The sequence below is a fragment of the Acinetobacter sp. KB005 genome (genome assembly GCF_049949095.1).
GTDB classification, from domain to species: Bacteria; Pseudomonadota; Gammaproteobacteria; order Pseudomonadales; family Moraxellaceae; genus Acinetobacter; species Acinetobacter calcoaceticus.
Genome location: NZ_CP188191.1, coordinates 1,041,148 through 1,061,982 on the forward strand (window position 1 = coordinate 1,041,148; position 20,835 = coordinate 1,061,982).

The following is a 20,835-nucleotide window of genomic DNA, read 5'->3' on the forward strand; positions in this document are numbered from 1 at the left end:
ATAAACAAAGGCTGACTGTAGCGTCAGCACCACCGGTCATGAAAAACCCCGACTAAAGTCGGGAAAAGATTGCATGTTCAGGGGTGTAACTCTATAATGCCTGCGATTAAAAGCGATCATCAGCTAAACTTGTCAAGCATTTATGCTGTGAGTGGATAAATAATGAGCCGAACTAGTCGCTTGATTGACCGACGATTAGCAAAAGCTTTGGTCTTCTTACAAGCATGTATGATCCCTGTTTCCGCCCTTGTGGCGTGGAGCATAAAAGACATGACAGCAGCATTAAGTGCGGCACTTGGTGCACTGGTTTGCTGGCTTGCTATGAGTTATTTCTCATGGCAATCCTTCAGAACAGCAGGTGCGAGAGCATCAAAACAAGTGCTGTCTAACATGTATAGGGGCATGTTAGGCAAATTTGCAATCATGATCGTTGGATTTATTTTGATTTTGAGCAATGTTAAACCTTTATCACCGTTAGCATTGCTGTTTGGTTTTATTCTCGTTCAGGCAATGTCGTGGGTCGCTCCGTTTTGGGTGTCACGTCTACAAAAACGGGTGTAGAAACAAGAAGAATTGAAGATTTTTTGGAGGGTGGCGAGATATCGACAGTGCGCCGATGTTCGTTTCCCTTCTTTTTAGTAATTGACATTGACCAGGTGTGATTTATGGCTGCTGAAGAACATGCCCTCACTTCGACAGAGTATATCAAGCATCACTTGACCAATTTGACCTATGGCAAAATGCCAGATGGGACATGGAAATTGGCTGAGACTGCTGAAGAAGCTCATTCGATGGGGTTCACTGCAATTCACTTGGATTCAATGGGTTGGTCAATTGGCCTTGGTGTTATTTTTTGTTTGTTATTCTGGATGGTTGCGAGAGCTGCAAGTGCAGGTGTTCCAACTAAATTTCAGTCAGCAATCGAAATGATTATCGAGTTCGTTGACTCAAGTGTCCGTGATACTTTTCATGGCAAATCACGTTTAATCGCTCCGCTTGCACTCACTATTTTCGTGTGGATTTTCCTCATGAACTTAATGGACTTGATCCCAGTTGACTGGATTCCTCAAGTTGCTGCACTTGTAGGTGCAAACGTATTTGGTATGGATCCTCACCACGTTTACTTCAAAATCGTTCCATCTACAGATCCAAACATTACCCTCGGTATGTCTTTATCTGTATTTGTACTGATTTTGTTCTACAGCATCCGCGAAAAGGGTGTTGGTGGTTTCGTTGGTGAATTGGCACTTAACCCATTTAACCCAAGTAATCCAATTGCAAAAGCGTTGCTTATTCCAGTGAACTTGATTTTGGAATTGGTAACATTCCTTGCTCGTCCGATTTCATTAGCTCTCCGACTATTCGGTAACATGTATGCCGGTGAGTTGATCTTTATCCTAATTGCTTTATTGCCGTTCTGGATTCAATGGGCGTTGTCTGTGCCTTGGGCGATCTTCCACATTCTTGTAATCACGTTGCAGGCATTCATCTTTATGATGCTTACCATCGTTTACTTGAGCATGGCAAGCGAAAAACATTAATGGTATTGCCTAACTATCAATTGGTGGTTAGGTACAATTTTTTTAATTTAATTTGGTAATAACCTAACCTCTGAGGAATTTTTCATGGAACTCACTTTAGGTCTAGTTGCAATTGCATCTGCTATCTTGATCGCTTTCGGTGCTTTAGGTACTGCGATTGGTTTCGGTCTTTTGGGTGGTCGCTTTTTAGAAGCTGTTGCTCGTCAACCAGAATTGGCTCCACAACTTCAAACTCGTATGTTCTTAATCGCGGGTCTTCTTGATGCTGTGCCTATGATCGGTGTTGGTATTGGCTTGTTCTTCATCTTCGCTAATCCATTTGTAGGTTAATCATCTTAATTCCTAAATCCACTATTTGAGGAATTGCAATGAACATCAACCTCACATTGATTGGCCAATCGATCGCATTTTTGATTTTTGTATCATTTTGCGTAAAGTTCGTTTGGCCACCACTAATCAATGCGATTAGTGAGCGTCAGCGTAAAATTGCTGATGGCTTAAATGCAGCAGAAAAAGCAAAAGCTGATCTTGCCGATGCACAATCGCAAGTAAAGCAAGAGCTTGATGCGGCTAAAGCACAAGCGGCTCAATTGATCGAACAAGCAAACCGTCGTGCAGCACAATTGATTGAAGAAGCTCGTACTCAAGCTGCGGCTGAAGGTGAGCGTATTCGTCAACAGGCTAAAGAAGCTGTTGATCAAGATATCAATTCTGCTCGCGAAGAATTACGTCAACAAGTAGCTGCTTTGGCAGTAACTGGCGCAGAAAAAATCCTGAACCAGCAAGTTGACGCAGAAGCTCATAATGCCATGCTGTCTCAGCTGGCTGCTAAACTTTAAGAGAGGCGAATCATGGCTGAACTCTTGACGTTGGCACGTCCGTATGCCAAAGCAGCATTTGCTTATGCTTCTGAGCAAGGTGCAACAGACAATTGGTCGAATGCGTTACAAGTGCTCAGTGCTGCGGTGCAAGACGAAGCATTTTCCGCTTATTTAAATCGCCCTGAACTTACTCCTGTGGAGCAAGTGAAGCTTTTTGCTAAAGTTTTAGGTGAAGATCAGTCTCAAGCAGTGTCTAACTTTTTGACACTTCTTGCAGATAACGATCGTTTAATGTTGTTACCTGAAATTGAAGCAGAATATGAACAGCTTAAATCACAGAATAACAACAATGTGGATGTCGTGATTGAATCGGCTTTCCCATTAACTGCTGAGCAAGAGCAATTGTTGAAATCTGCTTTAGAAAAGCATTTTAACAGTACTGTAACTGTTTCAGTTGAAGTTAAACCTGAGCTTATTGCAGGTGTTGTAATTCGTGCAGGCGATCAAGTGATAGATGATTCTGCGCTTAACAAGCTTGAAAAAATGCGTACTCGTCTTCTTGCATAATGCAAATGATGAAGACTGAACTATTAAAAGATTGAGGAATAGCGCAATGCAACAACTGAATCCATCCGAGATCAGTGCGCTCATTAAACAGCGTATCAGCGATCTGGACACCAGCGCGACCGCTAAAAACGAAGGTACCATTGTTATGGTATCCGACGGTATCGTGCGCATTCACGGTCTTGCTGATGCAATGTACGGTGAAATGATCGAATTTGACGGCGGCTTATTTGGTATGGCACTGAACCTAGAACAGGATTCAGTGGGTGCCGTTGTCTTAGGTAACTACTTAAGCCTTCAAGAAGGTCAAAAAGCTCGTTGTACAGGTCGTGTACTTGAAGTTCCAGTTGGTCCGGAACTTCTTGGCCGTGTTGTCGACGCTTTGGGTAACCCAATTGATGGTAAAGGCCCAATTGATGCAAAATTAACTGATGCTGTTGAAAAAGTAGCACCAGGCGTAATTTGGCGTCAGTCTGTAGACGAACCTGTTCAAACTGGTTATAAATCAGTTGATACCATGATTCCTGTGGGTCGTGGTCAGCGTGAGTTGATTATTGGTGACCGTCAAACTGGTAAAACAGCGATGGCGATCGATGCGATTATCGCTCAGAAAAATTCTGGCATTAAATGTGTATACGTTGCGATTGGTCAAAAACAATCAACAATTGCAAACGTTGTACGTAAGCTAGAAGAAACTGGCGCTATGGCGTATACAACTGTTGTCGCTGCTGCGGCTGCTGATCCTGCTGCAATGCAGTACTTAGCTCCGTACTCTGGCTGTACAATGGGTGAATACTTCCGTGACCGCGGTGAAGACGCTCTTATTATTTATGATGATTTGTCTAAGCAAGCTGTTGCTTACCGTCAAATTTCATTGCTTTTACGTCGTCCACCAGGTCGTGAAGCGTATCCGGGTGACGTATTCTATCTTCACTCACGTCTTCTTGAACGTGCTTCTCGTGTATCTGCTGACTACGTTGAGAAATTCACTAATGGCGCAGTAACTGGTAAAACTGGTTCTTTAACTGCATTGCCAATTATTGAAACTCAAGCAGGTGACGTATCTGCATTCGTACCAACGAACGTAATTTCGATTACTGACGGTCAGATCTTCTTAGAAACATCATTATTCAACGCAGGTATTCGTCCTGCTGTGAACGCGGGTATCTCTGTATCTCGTGTTGGTGGCTCTGCTCAAACTAAGATCATCAAAAAATTGTCTGGTGGTATCCGTACTGCTTTAGCACAATACCGTGAATTGGCTGCGTTTGCTCAGTTCGCTTCTGACCTTGACGAAGCAACTCGTAAGCAACTTGAACATGGTCAACGTGTAACTGAGTTAATGAAGCAAAAGCAATATGCTCCTTACTCAATTGCTGACCAAGCTGTTTCTGTTTATGCATCTAACGAAGGCTATATGGCTGACGTAGAAGTTAAGAAAATCGTAGACTTTGATGCTGCGTTAATCTCTTACTTCCGCTCAGAATATGCTCCGTTGATGAAACAAATCGATGAAACTGGTGATTACAACAAAGACATCGAAGCAGCAATCAAAGCAGGTATTGAGAGCTTTAAAGCGACTCAAACTTACTAAGTTTAGTTTTAGTTAAGTTTGGTTCACGGATCAACCTTCGGAAGCTCGAAAGGGCTTTCGAATACTAGGTTAAGCGTATGGCAAATTTAAAAGAAATTCGCGCCAAAGTAGCTAGTATCAAGAGCACGCAAAAGATTACTCGCGCGATGCAAATGGTAGCTGCTTCTAAAATGCGTCGTGCGCAAGAGCGCATGGCTCAGGGCCGTCCGTATGCCGATAATATGCGCCGTGTAATTGCTCACTTGGTTCAAGCAAACCCTGAATACAAACACCGTTATATGGTTGACCGCCCTGTTAAGCGCGTTGGCTATATCGTAGTGTCTTCAGATCGTGGTTTGGCCGGTGGCTTGAACATTAACTTGTTCAAGAAAGTTGTGCAGCATGTCAAAGCACAACAACAGCAGTCAATTGAAGTTGAATTTGCTTTAATTGGTCAAAAAGCGGTTTCGTTTTTTAAGAATTACGGCGGTAAAGTGCTTGGTGCAACTACCCAACTTGGCGATGCGCCGAGTTTGGAACAGTTAACTGGCTCAGTCCAAGTTATGCTTGATGCATTTGATAAGGGTGAATTAGATCGTATCTACCTCGTATCAAATGGCTTCATTAATGCAATGACTCAGCAGCCTAAAGTAGAACAACTTGTTCCTTTAGCACCAGCAGAAGAAGGCGATGATCTCAACCGTACTTATGGTTGGGACTATATCTACGAACCAGAAGCAGAACAATTGTTAAATGGTTTGTTGGTTCGCTATATCGAGTCTATGGTTTATCAAGGTGTGATTGAAAACGTTGCATGTGAGCAGTCAGCTCGTATGGTCGCGATGAAAGCAGCGACAGACAACGCAGGACAACTGATTAAAGACCTACAACTCATTTACAACAAGCTGCGTCAAGCCGCGATTACTCAGGAAATTTCCGAGATCGTTGGCGGTGCCGCTGCCGTTTAACATTATTAAGTTTGAATTGAGGAGACAGCAATGAGTAGCGGTCGTATCATTCAGATCATCGGCGCGGTTATCGACGTCGAGTTTGAGCGCAATAGCGTTCCTAAGATCTATGACGCTCTCCAAGTTGACGGTACTGAAACTACATTAGAAGTTCAGCAACAGCTTGGCGATGGTGTTGTTCGTACCATCGCAATGGGTTCTACAGAAGGTCTTAAACGTGGCCTTAATGTAACTAGCACAAATGCACCGATTTCTGTTCCAGTAGGTCCAGCTACGCTTGGTCGTATCATGGACGTTTTGGGCCGCCCAATTGATGAAGCTGGTCCAGTTGCAACTGAAGAACGTTTGCCAATTCACCGTCAAGCGCCTTCTTATGCTGAACAAGCTGCTTCTACTGACCTTTTAGAAACTGGTATTAAAGTAATTGACTTACTTTGCCCGTTTGCAAAAGGTGGTAAAGTTGGTTTATTCGGTGGTGCTGGTGTTGGTAAAACCGTTAACATGATGGAGTTGATCAACAACATCGCGAAAGCTCACTCAGGTTTATCTGTGTTTGCTGGTGTTGGTGAGCGTACTCGTGAAGGTAACGACTTCTATCACGAGATGAAAGATTCTAACGTTCTTGACAAAGTAGCAATGGTCTACGGTCAGATGAATGAGCCACCAGGTAACCGTTTACGCGTAGCGTTAACTGGTTTGACTATGGCTGAATACTTCCGTGATCAAAAAGACGAAAATGGTAAAGGTCGTGACGTATTATTATTCGTCGACAACATCTACCGTTATACTCTTGCAGGTACTGAAGTATCAGCATTGTTAGGTCGTATGCCATCTGCGGTAGGTTACCAGCCTACACTTGCAGAAGAAATGGGTGTTCTTCAAGAGCGTATTACGTCTACTAAATCTGGTTCGATCACATCGATCCAAGCAGTATACGTACCTGCCGATGACTTAACAGATCCATCGCCTGCAACTACATTTGCTCACTTAGATGCAACAGTAGTATTGAGCCGTGACATCGCATCTTCTGGTATCTATCCAGCGATCGATCCACTTGACTCAACTTCACGTCAGTTAGACCCATTAGTTGTTGGTCAAGAGCATTATGAAATTGCACGTTCTGTACAGAACATTTTGCAACGTTATAAAGAGCTTAAAGACATCATCGCAATCTTGGGTATGGATGAGTTAGCTGAAGAAGATAAATTGGTTGTTTACCGTGCGCGTAAAATCCAACGTTTCTTCTCTCAACCATTCCACGTAGCTGAAGTGTTTACTGGTGCTCCTGGTAAATTAGTATCGCTTAAAGAAACGATTCGTGGCTTTAAAGGTCTATTAGCTGGTGAATACGATCACATCCCAGAACAAGCGTTCTATATGGTTGGTGGTATTGACGAAGTGATTGCTAAAGCTGAGAAACTCTAATTTAAGGAGATCATCTCATGGCGACTATGCAATGTGATGTCGTAAGTGTTAAAGAGTCTATTTACTCTGGCGCAGTAACGATGTTAATCGCGAAAGGCGCAGGTGGTGAACTTGGTATTTTGCCAGGACACGCACCACTTGTGACTTTGCTTCAACCGGGCCCGATTCGTGTTCAGTTGGAAAATGGTACAGAAGAAATCGTCTATGTATCTGGCGGTGTTTTAGAAGTTCAACCTCATGTTGTAACGGTTCTTGCAGATACTGCAATCCGTGCTGACAACTTGGATGAAGCTGCAATTTTAGAAGCACGTAAAAATGCTGAACAATTGCTTGCGAACCAAAAGAGTGATTTGGACTCAGCTGCTGCATTGGCATCTTTATCAGAGATTTCAGGTCAGCTTGAAACTATCCGTAAGATGAAGAACCGCGCATTATAATTTGTGCAGTGTTCATCAAAAAAAGCCACCGTAAGGTGGCTTTTTTATTATTTGGATATAACTTAAGAATCAGTTTTTGAGTCTGGCTTATCATCTCCAGCCATAATCATAGCTGCGAGTTTAACCATATCCATTTGAATGGTATTAAGCTGTTTTTCAATTTGTTCAAAATTGATTTGATCTAATTTCCCATTTAGTAAAGGCATGCTTAGAGCTTGTTGATTGGCATGTAATAAACTTTGGCGAATATTCTCAATTTCCTGACTTTTGATATCTAAGGTGAGAAGAGCTTGATTTAAACCTTGTAATTGCTGTTTTAAAGTTGAAACAGTTGTTTTTAATTCATTTTGATTTTTATCTTGAATAGCTTGTTCAACGTCAAGTTGAGTGTCTTTAAGTTGTTCAACATAATCCCCAGCTTTAAGCTGTAAATTAGCAGCATCTCGAATCATATAAAAAATATTGCCGCTTTTAAGTTCAGTTTTGCTTGGAGCAATATCTGACTCTTGTTGTTCAATAGTTTGATCAGACGCCTTTTCAGTTATTTCAGTATTTTCTTGTTCAGTAGCATGGTCTTGTGCCTGATCACACCCGAGTAAAAGCATGCCTGAGGCAAAAATTACAAAAGGAAGAAATGCACCCTGTAAAACTTTTTTCATAACTACAAACAACATCAAATAAAGCAAATAGGTACTATAGGCATAAAATATGGAGAAAGATTGTATTTTTGCAAACAAACAACATTTTGACCAGATAATAAAAAAGAGCGTAGGAAACGCTCTTTTTTACGTTTTTTAAACGTTATTTTGCTAACTCTGCTTCAACTGCTTTAACGATTTGTTCATCATCCGCAGTTAGGTTTGGAGCAAAACGAGCCACTACTTCGCCATTTTTATTAATTAAGAATTTTTCGAAGTTCCATAAAACTTCTGGGGCTGGATTAGTTGGAATACCTAAACCTTCTAAACGCTCACGGAAAGGTCCTTCACCAGTACGTTCTGGTTGAGCTGCTGTCAAAGTTTCATAGAGTGGGTGCTTATCTTCACCGACAACAGACACTTTAGAGAATAAAGGGAAGTGAACATCATAATTTAATGAACAGAATTGTTGAATTTCTTCATCTGAACCAGGTTCTTGCTCTTTAAAGTTGTTTGCTGGAAAACCTAAAATTTCAAGACCTTGATCTTTTTTTGCTTGGTAAAGCTTTTCTAAGCCTTCGTATTGTGGAGTTAAACCGCATTTAGAAGCAGTATTTACAATAAGTAAAACCTTGCCTTTATATTGTTCAAGGTCAACCGTTTCGCCTGAAATAGCTTTTACTGGAATGTGATATACAGATTGTGTCATGAGTATTTCCTAAAGATTGTAGTTGATATCAAGTAACGCATTTGTTTTAACTGCTATTGAGGGGTAGTGCAATAATATTCGTGTTCAAAAAAAGAAAAAGATTTTAAAAGATAAACTGAATTCTAGTTATTTCTAATTTGAATAGGTGTTTGTCCAGTATAACGTTTAAAAAACTCAATAAAACTTGAGCTATGTTGATAACCTAAATCATATGCTAAACGCTTAATGGGTGTCCCTTGTCGTATTTGATGAATTGCATAAACAATTTTGGCTCGATTTCGCCATTCAGATAAAGAGAGTTGTAGCTCTTGCTGACTCAAACGTAACAGGTGACGGTCACTTACCGAGAAATTTTGGAGTAACTGTTGTAATGAGTGATCAAAAAGTAATGGGTCGGAAAGCTTTTCTAAAATAGGCAATAAAACTGGATGCCGCGTTTGAGGCAAATAATGCGAATAGGCTGGGGCTTGTTGTAATTGGTCGAATAAGACTTGTAAAAGATGTTCTAAATATTCAGGTTTTTTATTCAGCTTCTGTTGTTCCAGAATTTGGAGGACCAACGTCCGAAAAAAGGGCTGGATACTAAAACACTGACAGACATCTCCTAAAACAGAGCATAGGCGGGGATGTAGACGAATACAGATATAGTGAATTTCGTGATCAATATCAGTCGATTGATGAACCGTTTGAGGTGGAATCCAAAGTCCATAACTAGGTGGAGACAGATATAGCTGTTCTTCCACCTGCATTTCTAAAATGCCATTTAAGCTGAAATTAAAATCTCCCCAGAGCGAGGCATGAGGACGAACAATATCTTCTTTTTGATATAGAAATTCATGAACCTCTATACTGTTCAATAAAGAAAATTGTTGGTCCTCATTTTTCATTTATATGCTCTGACTCATATTTAATTTTCACAGGTCGCTTTAGTGTTGTTTAAGCCTTTTGCTAGGGTAAAAGTACTTACGAGTGCTAAAGCAACAAAACTTAATACGCCATAAATTAAGGTATTTTCATTGAAATGATCAACCACATAACCGCCTAATAATGAACCTGTGGCAATCATGACCTGGAACATACCTACAAAAAGAGGCATACCTTTTTCAACTGCATGTGGCGCATGTACAAACATCCAGATATTGGCTGAGGTAGGAAAAGCACCAAATGCGAAGCCCCATAAAGCAGTTAAGACAATAGCACCAAATTCATGAATGGCAAAAAGTGGGAATCCAAAAAATACAATTGCAAAGCAAGCACTAACAAAGGCAAGCGTATAACGGACATTCAAATTACCACTATATCCAGCAAATGCATTTCCGAAAATACCTGCAATTCCGTAGAGCAATAATAATGAGCTAATCGTTGTTCCGTTAAAGCCAGCAATATTCTTAAAGAAAGGTGCTAAATAGCTATATGCACAAAAATGAGCAAGGCCGATAAGCAAGACAATCAGCATGCCGCTACGTGCTTTAGGCGTGCGTAATAATGCTGGTAAGTCCCTCATATGGATTGGCGAGTCTGGAACAAGTTTAGGTAAAAAGATTAATTGTAAGATTAAAACAATTAAGCCAATTCCTGCTGTAATTCCAAAAGCGCTGCGCCAGCCATAAAATTCACTTAACCATGTTCCAATAGGAACACCCAAAACTGTCGCAAAAGTTACACCTGCCATTACAACAGCAGTTGCTTTAGCAATAGGGAGATGAGTGGGAGCTAATTTTCCACTTAAAGCGATTGCTGTGGCCCAGAACCCGCCAATTGAGATTCCTAAAATTAAGCGACTAAGTAATAAAATATGAAAGTTTTCAGCAAAAGCAGTAATGGTATTGGCAATAACCATAATTGCTGTCAGTAAAATGAGAACATAGCGTCGATCAAGTTGTTTCACTGAAACTGGTAATAAGGGGGCGGCAATCGCGGCCATAATGCCTGGTACAGTAATAATAAGACCGGCTGTACCTACAGAAATATTTAAATCTGTTGCAACACTATTTAAAACACCAACAGGTAAAAATTCACTTGTTACTAATGCAAATGCTGCAATGGCAACGGCCAAAATGGCAAACCAACTTCCTTGTGGTGAGGTCGTGGGTCGCGCTTTAGAGATAGAAGATTGGTCCATAGGAAATCCTTACTTGGCTAAATTTGGAGTGAAGAAAGGCAATTTATTAATTAACTAACGATCATTATGAAAATAAAATAGTTGATAAAAAATCGAACGTCAATTAATTTAATAACGATTGTTATAAAAATAGATGTGATCTTTATGACAAATACGCATGAAACGAATTTGATCGCTGCTGAAGACACGCTGAAAAAAAAGCGTGGGCGGCCTAAATGCTTTGATGAACAGCAGGTTTTGCAAAAGGCAATGTTGCTTTTTTGGGAGCATGGCTATGAAGCAACGTCGATCAGTGATTTAACACAGGCTTTGGAAATTACAGCACCAAGTTTATACAGTGCGTTTGGAGATAAGGCTGGGCTGTTTTATCAAAGTATTGATTACTACTTGGCTCATGAAGCATGCCCTATTGAAACCATCTTTTTAGAAGCAAAAACAGCAAAAATTGCTTTTGAACTTTATTTATACGATAACGTTAAACGACTCGTCCAGCCAAATAAGCCTGCTGGTTGTATGCTCGTCGTTGCAGCTATGAATTGTTCTGACGCTACTCAGAATGTGCAGCAGAACCTTCTCGATAAACGAATAAAGACCAAAGAAAAATTATTCAAACGTCTTCAACAAGGTGTAGAGCAGGGTGATTTGTCTCCAAATGCACCGTTACAGGAAATGACAGACTTTTATGCAACCGTCATTCAAGGGTTAACGATTCAAGCAAGAGATGGGGCGAGTACCGAGCAATTACACAAAGTTGTTGAACATGCCATGAAGACTTGGACATTATTCTAAAAAACGGATGATGTCCTAAGTTCAATATCAATGTCGGAAATACGATATTTCAATTTATTAAGACATTCTTCAAAATAAACTCTCTTTTACAGATGGCGTATTACTATGAGTCAGGTCATGAAATATCATAAATGGGCATTTATATTTCCCATTTTGGCAGTACTGATTTGGTCTTTAAATATTGTAGTTACCCGCTATGTTTCTGATTATATCTCTCCGGTCAGTATCAGTTTTTACCGGTGGTTAATCGCCTTTATTATTTTAACCCCATTTATGTTGTTACCAGTTTGGAAACAGCGACACTTATTAAAACAGTATTTGCCTAAATTAGCAGTATTAAGTGCATTTGGAATGGTGCTTTATCAAGGACTTGCTTATACGGCTGCCCATTATACCAGTGCAACTAATATGGGAATTGTGAATGCATTTATTCCCATCTTTACTATTTTTGTTTCGCTTGCCATTTTAAAAGATGTGCCTAATCGCTTTGCAGTTTTTGGCAGTATTCTATCTTTTGCAGGTTTGCTCTATGTCATGTCCCAAGGAGATATTGGCCACTTATTAAGTGCTGGTGGACATCTTGGTGATGCTTTAATGATTATCGCTGTATTCTTCTATGCATTTTATGGGGTTTTTCTTAAAAAATGGCAGTTGCCACTTCCAATCATGACGAGCTTATATGTCCAGATTGGTTTTTCTGTAATATTTCACCTTCCTTTGATTTTCTGGTTCGGACTGGATGCTTTAAATGCACAAAATGCTCCGAGTGCTATTTATGCAGGAGTATTTGCTTCACTCATTGCGCCTTTAGTTTGGATGTTGGCTGTTCAGCAATTAGGTCCTAATAGAACAAGTATCTTTATGAACTTAGTTCCTGTGTTTACAGCAATTATTGCGAGTGTCTGGTTATCTGAGCAGTGGACCATTTATCACACACTAGGTGGTGTAATAATTTTAATTGGTATCATCATGGCTCAAAAGAAGGTTAGTTCTAAAAAGAGTGAACTCATACAAGAGCAAAACTAAGACGACTAAAAAAACTATGGCATATTTTTAAAAAAACTAATGAAAATATGCCATTTTTTTCTTAGTTAAAGCTTTTCTATATGATTTATAAATAGATTATAAAACTAGGTTGAAATATAAATATTAAAAAAGCCGAATAAAAATATTAATATAATTTTAATTTTTAAGCGAAAAACCGTAAATTCCCTACACTTTTCATGCTTTTTTTAGAGAAATTATATATTTCTCTCATTTAGTCTATTGCCACATAATAGCGACCACTACGAAAGACGCTCTTTTTTGCAAATTATCTTTCGTTGCAGAGATATCCAAACCCTCTGGATGCGGTATATACCCATCCTTTTTTATGCTCAGTTATCCCTATATAACTGAGCTTTTTTTTGTCTGAAATTAAGCGCGGATAATCTCGCCTGTGAGAGCATTAATAATTCTACTTGGCTGCTGACTTTGGCCTAAATCACCATTGAGATAGTTCAATTGTGAACCAAAGTATTGGCAGGCATCTTGTAGTGAATGAGCAGGTTCTTGCCCACTTGGATTAGCGCTAGTCGAGACAATAAAACCATGAAAAGCATTGCATAATGCTACACACAAAGGATGTGTGGTGACTCGAACAGCGACAAGAGGATGTTCACCTTTAATCCATGAAGGAATATGTTCACCAGCAGGCAAGAGCCAAGTTGTGGCTCTTTCTGAAGGTTGGTGATTCGTCCAGCAATCAATAATTTCTTGTTGGGTTGTTTGAGGTAAAGAGGTTAACAGGTGCTCAACTTGGCTAATATGGCCGGCTAATAAAATGACCCCCTTTTCAATTGGTCTTTGTTTCAGCTCTAGAATTTTTTGAAAAGCTTGTTCGTTAAAAGGGTCGCAACCTAGCCCCCAAACTGCCTCAGTTGGATACGCCAAGACTTGACCTTGATGTAAACTTTCGGCTGCTTCGGTAACTGAGGTGGTAATCATGGTAATACTCTTCCTTTCAATCAGACAGAATTGCTATTGTGCGCTCCAGTACTAAGAGCGACAACGTAAATACAGCCCTGATTGTTGCATACATAAACCAAGTAGTTCTAGTTCCATGAGTGAAGAGGTGAGTTCAGCAACGGGTTGTGAATGGTGCACAACAAGCTGATCGATATCTTGGCCGACCCAGTCTAAAGATTGATATAGTTTAATTAAATGTTTAGGAATTTCTGGCGCGCCAGTTTCAGCTGTCTCACTTTGACTTTGTTGCTGACTCTGCCATTGGGTTGGAAGAGCAAGGTCCTCAATAATCTGTTCAGGATGATCGACTAAGATTGCGCCTTCACGAATAAGCTGATGGCAGCCCTGATGGAATTCACTATAAATATGGCCAGGAATAGCAAACACCGTTTTACCTTGCTCAGCAGCTTTGTTGGCAGTAATCAGAGAGCCACTTTTTAAAGTTGCTTCGACGACGAGTACTCCTAAACTCAAACCACTAACAATTCGGTTCCTACGTGGAAAATGCTGCTGTAATGGTGGCGTACCGGGTAGAAACTCAGTAATGATGGCGCCGTTTTGAGCCAAGATCTGTTCTGCAAGTTTTTTATTCTGAGCAGGGTAGGTGCTGTCTAGACCTGTTCCAGTTACAGCAATAGTTCGTTGATGTACTGAAGCTCCTTGGTGAGCGGCTTCATCAATGCCATATGCCAAACCACTACTTATATAGAATCCTTTTTCACTTAAGTAATAGGCAAAGTCATAAGCAACCTGACGACCATGCGGGCTTGGTTTTCGACTACCCACAATAGCAATTTGTGGCTGTAGTAAAGCTTGAGCTTGGCCTTTTCCAAAAATGATGGGCGGATGATCTGTGTAAGGTAGCAATTGCGTAGGATAACCAGAGTCATCGGGCGTTAAAATAAAGTCGGTATATTGCTGGATCTGCTGAACCAGTTTTTTAAACTGAGCTTGACCCTGAGCAGTTTGAAATTCATCTACGCGTTTTAAATGATTGGCATGTAAACCGAGATTAGACCATTGGGCTAACCCAGCAGGTTGTACAGCCGTTTCACAGCTGCCGAAATAGTCGAAAATTTTTTTAAAGCTAACTAAAGAGTGCTGAACCAAATACCACACTTTAAGGGTGTGGTAATGGTGTGATGAAAGTTGAGTAAGCATTGTAAAGGGTATATCCAGCGTTAATCATCAAAACGAGGTGGCTGAATACTTGAACCTACTTTAATAGGTAATTCACTTTCTAATACATAGGCATAGCTAAGCTGATCAAAGGTTCTAAAAACCATAAGGCTACCAATTTGTTGACCAGGTAACTGTATTGGTTCTTTGGTTTTAGGGTCTCGAATAGTCTCACCTTTTTGAGTAATATCAAAAACTTGCCCCACTTGAGTCCCTTGTGCTGTACCTCGGTCTAAAGTCACGACACTATTTTTGGCAGCGCTGCCAATTGAACCCATTACACGAATGATCTTGCCAGCATCTGTAACTTGAGTGGCGTCTACAGGATAAAATAAAGTAGGTAATGTTGCTTCTTCTTCTGGCATAACCCGATCACCACGACGCACTTCGGAATCGTAGCTATCAGTTAACTCAAGCGTTGTTATGTCTTTTTCAGAAGAGATCGCAATTCCCGAGGCAACTTGTTGTAGTTCAATACCTAGACTGTGCTTTTTGCCTTTACTGTCTGTGAAATAGTAAGGTTCACCTTCACGGTAGACTGCATAACGTTGGCCATTAACTAAGCCTTGTCCACGGGCATAAATCGTTTGGCCCTTTGCAGCAAGTACGCGCTGATCGGCAGTTCCCACTACATAGGGGGTGTGTTCAATTGCATCGGCTGGTAAAATTGTGCTGTGTTCTAACCACTGTTTGATATCTTCAAGTGGAATAACAGGCACATTATCGTTGAGCGACTCCACACGAACTTGAGGTTGTAAGTTTGCTGTTTGGCCTGTGTAGCGACGAATAATGCCGACACAACCATCTCCCTCATCTTTACCTATCAATGGGCGACCAGCTAAACTGCATAACAATAAGCGGTCACCCGGGTAAATCCAGTGTGGATTTTTGACATGCTGATTACTTGCCCAGATTTCTGGCCAGCGCCAAGGTTTATTTAGGAAATGACCAGAAATATCCCACAGCGTATCTCCTCGTTTTACAACGTAGACATGTGGTGCATTACTTTTTAGAGAGGGTGGATTATGGTTCGGACTAGCAGCATGAACCTCTGCTACTGTACCCATTGCAACCCCTGTAAAAAGTGCGAAAGCAAGTAAATGCTTTTTTATCCCCAAAGCATGAAATTCACCCATGCCGTTAAAAACCTTTTTCATTATGATAATTCCTAAAAATTATGTGTGCAGATGCGTTATAATGAGCGGCTTACACACAATTTTTCGATGAAGTATTTCCTTCATTTGGTTTTTCAATCAATGGCATAAGTGAGGACGTCAGTATGGCCTTATTACCTATTTTAAGTTTTCCTGATCCCCGTCTTCGTACCATTGCTAAGCCTGTTGAAGAAGTTACTGATGAAATTCGTCAACTTGCAGCAGATATGCTTGAAACCATGTATGCCGCACCAGGTATTGGTTTAGCAGCTTCACAGGTAGATCGTCATATTCAGTTAATCGTTATAGATTTATCTGAAGCTAAAGATGAACCCTTGGTTTTTATTAACCCCAAAATCACTCCACTGACAGAAGATAAGCAGCAGTACGAAGAAGGCTGCCTATCTGTGCCACAAATATACGACAAAGTTGAGCGCCCGTCACGTGTGAAAATTGAGGCAATTAACCTTGAAGGTCAAGCATTTGAGATAGAAGCTGATGGACTTCTCGCTGTTTGTATCCAACATGAAATGGATCACTTAAATGGCAAATTATTTGTGGATTATTTGTCGCCACTTAAACGTCAGCGTGCGCGTGAAAAAGTCGAAAAAGTTGTTCGTCAACGTGAGCGTGAAAAAGTTGCAGTAAAACGTTAAAAATTTCTATTCTTCAAATATTAATATAGTGTGGATGTGATTTTTGGTTTTTCGTAGTGGTTTACTGCTTGCATGTGCAGCAGTATTTTTACAGGTTGCGGTATTTCTACAGCCGCTATTACCGAAGCAATATCAAATTGCTCCGGTCTGTGAAACTATTACTCGTGCTTTGCTTAAACCCAAAGCACAGATGGAAACCATGTCACATACAATGCATTCACATCATGAACATCATATTGAACAGGCACAAACTGCTAGTCAACATGTCCATCATGATGCAAATCACCAGTGTCAATATTGTACCGTCTATGCCAATCTGGTTTTGCCGCCTGAATTCGGCGTAAAAGAAGTTTTAGTTCGCATACAAGTTCGCTTAGTCGCCTATCAACAAGCATTCAAACATGTTTATTTTGCGCTACAGCGACTTTTCCTACTCCCGCAAGGGCGTGCACCGCCTCTATTTGCATAAATAAAAGCAAATTTTTGTTGGGGTCTTGATTGACTTCAATATCACTTTATTTATGTTTTAGAGCGTATAAAAAATGTCACATTCTAAATTCTTATTACAACCTCTATGGGTTGCGATGTTTGCTGTCTCTCATTCGGGTCTAGTTTTTGCTGATTCAGAAAAAAATGATGTCGATACCAAAACACTTCATTCATTGGCACCTATCGTTGTTACAGCACAGCAAGGCAATGATGCAAACGGTCTGATCGTGCATGCAGATCCAAAGCAACCGATTCAGCCAGTACCTGCTACAGATGGTGCAGATTACCTGCAAAGTATTATGGGTTTTAACTCAATACAAAGCGGTGGAACAAATGGCGATGTGACATTCCGAGGCATGTTTGGTTCACGCATCAAAATTCTAACTGATGGAACTGAAAATTTAGGCGCATGCCCAAACCGTATGGATGCACCAACTTCTTATATCTCACCAGAAAGTTATGACCGTATTTCTGTCATTAAAGGTCCACAAACAGTTCAATATGCCAATACGGGTTCAGCAGCGACTGTTCTTTTTGAACGTCAGCCTGAAAAGCTCACCACAGAAAAACCTTATCGTGGACAAGTGAGTGTATTGTTAGGTTCATATGGGCGTATTGACCATAATGTTGAAGCGGCAATTGGTGATGAGAAAAAATATATCCGTTTAAATGCTAATCGTTCTGAGTCGAACAGTTATCAAGATGGTGACGGCAATACCGTACCTTCAGCATGGGAAAAATGGAATGCTGATGTGGCGATTGGTTTCACTCCAGATGAAAACACTTGGGTTGAACTCACTGGTGGGAAATCTGATGGTGAATCGCTTTATGCTGGACGCTCAATGGACGGTTCACAATTTGCACGTGAAAGCTTAGGTCTACGTTTTGAAAAGAAAAACATCACTAATGTCATCAAGAAAATAGAAGGGCAGGTGAACTACAGCTATAACGACCATATTATGGATAACTTTAGCTTGCGTACACCGCCATTAGTTGAAATGAACCATGGTGGTATAACGATGCTGATGCCGAACCCAATGGCAATGCAAGTGACACGCCGTACACTAAACTCGCGCTTAGCTATGACTTCTGAATGGAATCAATGGAGCCTGATCACAGGTGTAGATTCTCAATTCAATAAACATGGCGGCAGCATGTCATCACCAACGATGCCTTCTATGAATATTCCATATCGTCAAGATATGCGTTTTCAATCTTATGGTGCTTTTGGTGAACTCGGTTATCAATGGAACGATCTAAATAAACTGGTTACAGGTGTGCGTTTAGATCGAGTAACAGTTGAAGATGAGCGCGCAGATTCTCAAGCAAAAGGCTTTAATACTAAACTTGAAAAGACTTTACCAAGTGCATTTGTCCGCTGGGAAAATCAACATCCTGAGCATGACCTAAAAAGCTATATCGGTTTAGGCTATGTAGAACGTATGCCTGATTATTGGGAACTTTTTTCGCCTAAACATGGTAATGCTGGCTCGACCAATACCTTTAACGGTGTAAGTCCTGAGAAAACACTACAGTTGGATCTGGGCTTTCAGCAACAACATGGAGCTTTAAATACATGGGCTTCTGCCTATGCAGGCTTAGTAGATGACTACATTTTAATGAGTTATCACCATCACCCAAGCATGGATATGGGTGGACATGATATGAGTCATGATATTACTGCGGGTGCCAAAAATGTCGATGCAACCATCGCAGGTGCGGAAGCGGGTATTGGATATCAATTTACTGATCATATTCAGGCAGATTTGAGTGCGATGTATGCATGGGGTAAAAACACCACAGATGACAAACCACTACCTCAAATTTCACCTTTAGAAGGTCGCCTAAATATTCGCTATGTGGCTGACAAATATAACTTAGGTCTATTGTGGCGAGCTGTGGCTGAGCAAAACCGTGTGAGTCTACATCAAGGTAATATCGTGGGATATGACTTAAAACCAAGTAAAGGTTTTTCGACTCTTTCTCTAAACGGAAGTTACAACCTTCGTAAAGATATCGATGTCTCTGTTGGTGTTGATAACGTATTAGATAAAACCTACACCGAACACTTAAACAAAGCGGGTAGTGCAGGCTTTGGATTTGCGAGTGAAGAGCAGTTTAACAATATCGGAAGAAACTACTGGGTTCGTATGAGCATGAAGTTTTAATAAGCTGTAGCGAATTAAATGAACTGAAAATATTAATTTAACGAGAGAAATCAAATGACAAATAAATTATCGCCTGAACAGTCTTGGTGGGGATGGAAGTTACTTATTGTGGCTTCTATCTTGAGCTTATTATTTATGATTATTTTTTACTTGGCGATCAACAATGAGCCTGACTACATGCCAAGTCAAAAAAAGAAGCAGATGGTGGAGTCACACGAGCAAATGAATCACGCTGAAATGCATAGTTCATCGCCTCAATAAGTCCTTAACATTTAAGAATGGAAGTCTGATATCCAGACTTCCATTCTTTATTTTTAGGCTTAGAAAATTATTGATGCATACTTGCCAATTTTTTCGCTTTACCTTGATTCTGATAAAGACTTAGACCAAGTTTTTGTATATTACGCCCTGATTTAGATAAGAAGTTTTCAATTCTTGGCGAAAGCTTTGCACCACTATAAAGTAATGAATTACGCAAAATCAGATAATAAGCAAACCATGAAGCTGACTGACGAGGCAATCCGAGTAGTTTCATTCTTTTCTTACCAATAAAAAATTGGGTAAGTTCTAAATGTTGTCGGTAAGCAAGCTTCTGCTGCAAAGAGCGTAAATGCAGATACTTTCTCTCAAAAGGTTCTTTAGATAAGCTCGATCCTAATTCAATACTGCTGTGATCGGAGCGAGGGTGAGCAAACTGCATCCAGTAAAGTAAGCGCCAGCCTTGAGTTTCAGATTGAATAAGCCATTTTTCATCAATACCCATCAACCAGCCAACATAACGCCAAAAATGTAAAAAATTCTTAGTTTCCTGTTTTGTCGGCCATATTCCTAAAGCTCGAATTCCTAACAAAACCACACTGCTAAACGCTAAATTGGTCATTGCTAAATCAAACTGATTAAGAGGAATTCCCCAAACTTCGCTATTCCAACGATCAGACTTTTTCAATTGCCGGCGAACGAGTGCATGAATAAAGCGAACATAAATGGTTGAGGTAAAGCCTGAACTCAAACGAGAAAGGCCTTGAGGTTCAGTAATATCAACCCACCATTTTGTAGTCTCTGCTAAACGTGTTCCTGCCTGTTTCTTCAAGGCACCAGTTAAAATTAGAGGTTGATTAAATCCTGGATATAAATATCCCGCCATCAAAGATAAATCTCTAAGAATAAAACCATTATTTATTCCTAAACGATGAGTAAATTTAATAGCCTCATCAATTTGGTGTTGGTCTAGCCATTCAGGCTTTTGTTCAATGTAATTAAAGAAATTTTCTAATTCAGTAGGCATCGGCTCAGATAAGTCATTGCGGCCTTGAAATAATATCTTCTCAAAAATCATGCGGTGATCTTTGGGATTTTGCATAACCCAGTCAATTACTTTATCCATTTCAACGTCTCCTTCATAAAGAGCACGTTGTAAAGACACATATTCTGCATAGTTTGGCTGGGCGGGTTTTTCGCAACAGACATTTAAAAACTGAGTAAAGAAATTACTGTCTTGCATGTCCTTAAAAGAGGCAAGTCGAGTCGGGCTACTTATTTGCATTTTGTCACTTACTTATTGAACTGAATAATAAATAGGCTAATATGAATAATTA

At 40.3% G+C, this 20,835-nt stretch carries 23 protein-coding genes; 15 read left to right on the top strand and 8 right to left on the bottom strand.

All coding sequences use genetic code 11. The features are described from left to right. The first annotated feature begins 162 nt into the window (after positions 1 to 162). From ACPF64_RS05100 to ACPF64_RS05140, 9 genes are all read left to right on the top strand, one after another. Positions 163 to 561: an ATP synthase subunit I gene (locus tag ACPF64_RS05100; protein WP_282495716.1), complete on the top strand. Its 399-nt coding sequence runs from the start codon at positions 163 to 165 to the stop codon at positions 559 to 561. Positions 562 to 665: 104 nt separating this feature from the next. Further along, positions 666 to 1,541: a F0F1 ATP synthase subunit A gene (gene atpB, locus ACPF64_RS05105; RefSeq protein ID WP_426455746.1), complete on the top strand. Its 876-nt coding sequence runs from the start codon at positions 666 to 668 to the stop codon at positions 1,539 to 1,541. Positions 1,542 to 1,625: 84 nt separating this feature from the next. Beyond that, the gene (atpE, locus tag ACPF64_RS05110; RefSeq protein WP_000424060.1) at positions 1,626 to 1,871 is read left to right on the top strand and encodes a F0F1 ATP synthase subunit C; all 246 of its coding nucleotides are present in this window, start codon (positions 1,626 to 1,628) and stop codon (positions 1,869 to 1,871) included. Positions 1,872 to 1,909: 38 nt separating this feature from the next. Then, complete coding sequence (locus ACPF64_RS05115; RefSeq protein WP_049838248.1) at positions 1,910 to 2,380, top strand: F0F1 ATP synthase subunit B; 471 nt, start codon at positions 1,910 to 1,912, stop codon at positions 2,378 to 2,380. Positions 2,381 to 2,392: 12 nt separating this feature from the next. Next, positions 2,393 to 2,929, top strand: coding sequence for a F0F1 ATP synthase subunit delta (locus ACPF64_RS05120; protein WP_426455747.1), 537 nt, complete (start codon positions 2,393 to 2,395; stop codon positions 2,927 to 2,929). A 46-nt stretch (positions 2,930 to 2,975) separates the two neighbouring features. After that, positions 2,976 to 4,520 carry a F0F1 ATP synthase subunit alpha gene (atpA, locus tag ACPF64_RS05125; protein WP_005037448.1) on the top strand — a complete coding sequence of 515 codons (1,545 nt, stop codon included), beginning with the start codon at positions 2,976 to 2,978 and terminating at the stop codon, positions 4,518 to 4,520. A 77-nt stretch (positions 4,521 to 4,597) separates the two neighbouring features. After that, the gene (atpG, locus tag ACPF64_RS05130; protein ID WP_003655530.1) at positions 4,598 to 5,467 is read left to right on the top strand and encodes a F0F1 ATP synthase subunit gamma; all 870 of its coding nucleotides are present in this window, start codon (positions 4,598 to 4,600) and stop codon (positions 5,465 to 5,467) included. A 30-nt stretch (positions 5,468 to 5,497) separates the two neighbouring features. Continuing rightward, positions 5,498 to 6,892 carry a F0F1 ATP synthase subunit beta gene (gene atpD / locus ACPF64_RS05135; protein WP_003655528.1) on the top strand — a complete coding sequence of 465 codons (1,395 nt, stop codon included), beginning with the start codon at positions 5,498 to 5,500 and terminating at the stop codon, positions 6,890 to 6,892. Between the two features lie 17 nt (positions 6,893 to 6,909). Next, on the top strand, positions 6,910 to 7,329 hold the full coding sequence (locus tag ACPF64_RS05140) for a F0F1 ATP synthase subunit epsilon (RefSeq protein ID WP_003655525.1): 420 nt from the start codon (positions 6,910 to 6,912) through the stop codon (positions 7,327 to 7,329). A gap of 62 nt (positions 7,330 to 7,391) precedes the next feature. Here ACPF64_RS05140 and ACPF64_RS05145 read toward each other — a convergent pair whose 3' ends face one another. The 4 genes from ACPF64_RS05145 to ACPF64_RS05160 form a co-directional block, all read right to left on the bottom strand. Then, positions 7,392 to 7,988 (bottom strand): hypothetical protein, encoded by a 597-nt coding sequence (locus ACPF64_RS05145; RefSeq protein ID WP_426455748.1) that lies wholly within the window; start codon positions 7,986 to 7,988, stop codon positions 7,392 to 7,394. A 142-nt stretch (positions 7,989 to 8,130) separates the two neighbouring features. Continuing rightward, complete coding sequence (locus ACPF64_RS05150) at positions 8,131 to 8,676, bottom strand: glutathione peroxidase (protein WP_004640554.1); 546 nt, start codon at positions 8,674 to 8,676, stop codon at positions 8,131 to 8,133. A 122-nt stretch (positions 8,677 to 8,798) separates the two neighbouring features. Next, entirely contained in the window at positions 8,799 to 9,563 is a 765-nt protein-coding gene (locus tag ACPF64_RS05155; RefSeq protein WP_426455749.1) for an AraC family transcriptional regulator, read from the bottom strand. Between the two features lie 20 nt (positions 9,564 to 9,583). Further along, the gene (locus ACPF64_RS05160) at positions 9,584 to 10,798 is read right to left on the bottom strand and encodes an MFS transporter (RefSeq protein ID WP_426455750.1); all 1,215 of its coding nucleotides are present in this window, start codon (positions 10,796 to 10,798) and stop codon (positions 9,584 to 9,586) included. 135 nt (positions 10,799 to 10,933) lie between these two features. On the opposite strand from ACPF64_RS05160, the gene ACPF64_RS05165 reads away from it, so the two are divergent. Both ACPF64_RS05165 and ACPF64_RS05170 read left to right on the top strand, forming a co-directional pair. Beyond that, positions 10,934 to 11,587: a TetR/AcrR family transcriptional regulator gene (locus tag ACPF64_RS05165; protein ID WP_003655509.1), complete on the top strand. Its 654-nt coding sequence runs from the start codon at positions 10,934 to 10,936 to the stop codon at positions 11,585 to 11,587. A 105-nt stretch (positions 11,588 to 11,692) separates the two neighbouring features. Then, a complete protein-coding gene (locus ACPF64_RS05170; protein ID WP_231762113.1) occupies positions 11,693 to 12,613 on the top strand; it encodes a DMT family transporter in 921 nt (306 codons plus the stop codon). A 390-nt stretch (positions 12,614 to 13,003) separates the two neighbouring features. Here the strand turns inward: ACPF64_RS05170 and ACPF64_RS05175 are convergent, their stop codons facing one another. Genes ACPF64_RS05175 through ACPF64_RS05185 form a run of 3 tightly spaced genes read right to left on the bottom strand, consistent with a single transcriptional unit; the run spans position 13,004 to position 15,930 of the window. After that, positions 13,004 to 13,573, bottom strand: coding sequence for an L-threonylcarbamoyladenylate synthase (locus ACPF64_RS05175; protein ID WP_080026138.1), 570 nt, complete (start codon positions 13,571 to 13,573; stop codon positions 13,004 to 13,006). Between the two features lie 51 nt (positions 13,574 to 13,624). Beyond that, on the bottom strand, positions 13,625 to 14,755 hold the full coding sequence (dprA, locus tag ACPF64_RS05180; protein ID WP_426455751.1) for a DNA-processing protein DprA: 1,131 nt from the start codon (positions 14,753 to 14,755) through the stop codon (positions 13,625 to 13,627). A 20-nt stretch (positions 14,756 to 14,775) separates the two neighbouring features. After that, positions 14,776 to 15,930 (bottom strand): LysM peptidoglycan-binding domain-containing protein, encoded by a 1,155-nt coding sequence (locus ACPF64_RS05185; protein WP_426455752.1) that lies wholly within the window; start codon positions 15,928 to 15,930, stop codon positions 14,776 to 14,778. A gap of 122 nt (positions 15,931 to 16,052) precedes the next feature. Between ACPF64_RS05185 and def the strand changes: the two genes are divergently transcribed. The 4 genes from def (at position 16,053) to ACPF64_RS05205 (ending at position 19,501) form a co-directional block, all read left to right on the top strand. Further along, a complete protein-coding gene (gene def / locus ACPF64_RS05190) occupies positions 16,053 to 16,583 on the top strand; it encodes a peptide deformylase (protein ID WP_004795267.1) in 531 nt (176 codons plus the stop codon). A 43-nt stretch (positions 16,584 to 16,626) separates the two neighbouring features. After that, the gene (locus ACPF64_RS05195) at positions 16,627 to 17,052 is read left to right on the top strand and encodes a DUF2946 family protein (protein WP_426455753.1); all 426 of its coding nucleotides are present in this window, start codon (positions 16,627 to 16,629) and stop codon (positions 17,050 to 17,052) included. Between the two features lie 73 nt (positions 17,053 to 17,125). Continuing rightward, a complete protein-coding gene (locus ACPF64_RS05200) occupies positions 17,126 to 19,240 on the top strand; it encodes a TonB-dependent copper receptor (protein ID WP_426455754.1) in 2,115 nt (704 codons plus the stop codon). 54 nt (positions 19,241 to 19,294) lie between these two features. Beyond that, the gene (locus tag ACPF64_RS05205; RefSeq protein WP_003655499.1) at positions 19,295 to 19,501 is read left to right on the top strand and encodes a hypothetical protein; all 207 of its coding nucleotides are present in this window, start codon (positions 19,295 to 19,297) and stop codon (positions 19,499 to 19,501) included. Between the two features lie 67 nt (positions 19,502 to 19,568). Here ACPF64_RS05205 and ACPF64_RS05210 read toward each other — a convergent pair whose 3' ends face one another. Beyond that, entirely contained in the window at positions 19,569 to 20,783 is a 1,215-nt protein-coding gene (locus ACPF64_RS05210; RefSeq protein WP_080026141.1) for an oxygenase MpaB family protein, read from the bottom strand. Positions 20,784 to 20,835: the final 52 nt, after the last annotated feature.

Bases quoted from the DNA above. Each gene is read 5' to 3' on its own strand.
- ACPF64_RS05210 (WP_080026141.1), bottom strand. From the start codon at position 20,783: ATGCAAATAAGTAGCCCGACTCGACTTGCCTCTTTTAAGGACATGCAA.
- ACPF64_RS05100 (WP_282495716.1), top strand. From the start codon at position 163: ATGAGCCGAACTAGTCGCTTGATTGACCGACGATTAGCAAAAGCTTTG.
- ACPF64_RS05150 (WP_004640554.1), bottom strand. From the start codon at position 8,676: ATGACACAATCTGTATATCACATTCCAGTAAAAGCTATTTCAGGCGAA.
- ACPF64_RS05155 (WP_426455749.1), bottom strand. From the start codon at position 9,563: ATGAAAAATGAGGACCAACAATTTTCTTTATTGAACAGTATAGAGGTT.
- ACPF64_RS05145 (WP_426455748.1), bottom strand. From the start codon at position 7,988: ATGAAAAAAGTTTTACAGGGTGCATTTCTTCCTTTTGTAATTTTTGCC.
- atpD (WP_003655528.1), top strand. From the start codon at position 5,498: ATGAGTAGCGGTCGTATCATTCAGATCATCGGCGCGGTTATCGACGTC.
- dprA (WP_426455751.1), bottom strand. From the start codon at position 14,755: ATGCTTACTCAACTTTCATCACACCATTACCACACCCTTAAAGTGTGG.
- ACPF64_RS05160 (WP_426455750.1), bottom strand. From the start codon at position 10,798: ATGGACCAATCTTCTATCTCTAAAGCGCGACCCACGACCTCACCACAA.
- ACPF64_RS05140 (WP_003655525.1), top strand. From the start codon at position 6,910: ATGGCGACTATGCAATGTGATGTCGTAAGTGTTAAAGAGTCTATTTAC.
- atpB (WP_426455746.1), top strand. From the start codon at position 666: ATGGCTGCTGAAGAACATGCCCTCACTTCGACAGAGTATATCAAGCAT.
- ACPF64_RS05185 (WP_426455752.1), bottom strand. From the start codon at position 15,930: ATGAAAAAGGTTTTTAACGGCATGGGTGAATTTCATGCTTTGGGGATA.
- ACPF64_RS05120 (WP_426455747.1), top strand. From the start codon at position 2,393: ATGGCTGAACTCTTGACGTTGGCACGTCCGTATGCCAAAGCAGCATTT.
- atpA (WP_005037448.1), top strand. From the start codon at position 2,976: ATGCAACAACTGAATCCATCCGAGATCAGTGCGCTCATTAAACAGCGT.
- ACPF64_RS05170 (WP_231762113.1), top strand. From the start codon at position 11,693: ATGAGTCAGGTCATGAAATATCATAAATGGGCATTTATATTTCCCATT.
- atpE (WP_000424060.1), top strand. From the start codon at position 1,626: ATGGAACTCACTTTAGGTCTAGTTGCAATTGCATCTGCTATCTTGATC.
- ACPF64_RS05115 (WP_049838248.1), top strand. From the start codon at position 1,910: ATGAACATCAACCTCACATTGATTGGCCAATCGATCGCATTTTTGATT.
- ACPF64_RS05200 (WP_426455754.1), top strand. From the start codon at position 17,126: ATGTCACATTCTAAATTCTTATTACAACCTCTATGGGTTGCGATGTTT.
- ACPF64_RS05175 (WP_080026138.1), bottom strand. From the start codon at position 13,573: ATGATTACCACCTCAGTTACCGAAGCAGCCGAAAGTTTACATCAAGGT.
- atpG (WP_003655530.1), top strand. From the start codon at position 4,598: ATGGCAAATTTAAAAGAAATTCGCGCCAAAGTAGCTAGTATCAAGAGC.
- ACPF64_RS05205 (WP_003655499.1), top strand. From the start codon at position 19,295: ATGACAAATAAATTATCGCCTGAACAGTCTTGGTGGGGATGGAAGTTA.
- def (WP_004795267.1), top strand. From the start codon at position 16,053: ATGGCCTTATTACCTATTTTAAGTTTTCCTGATCCCCGTCTTCGTACC.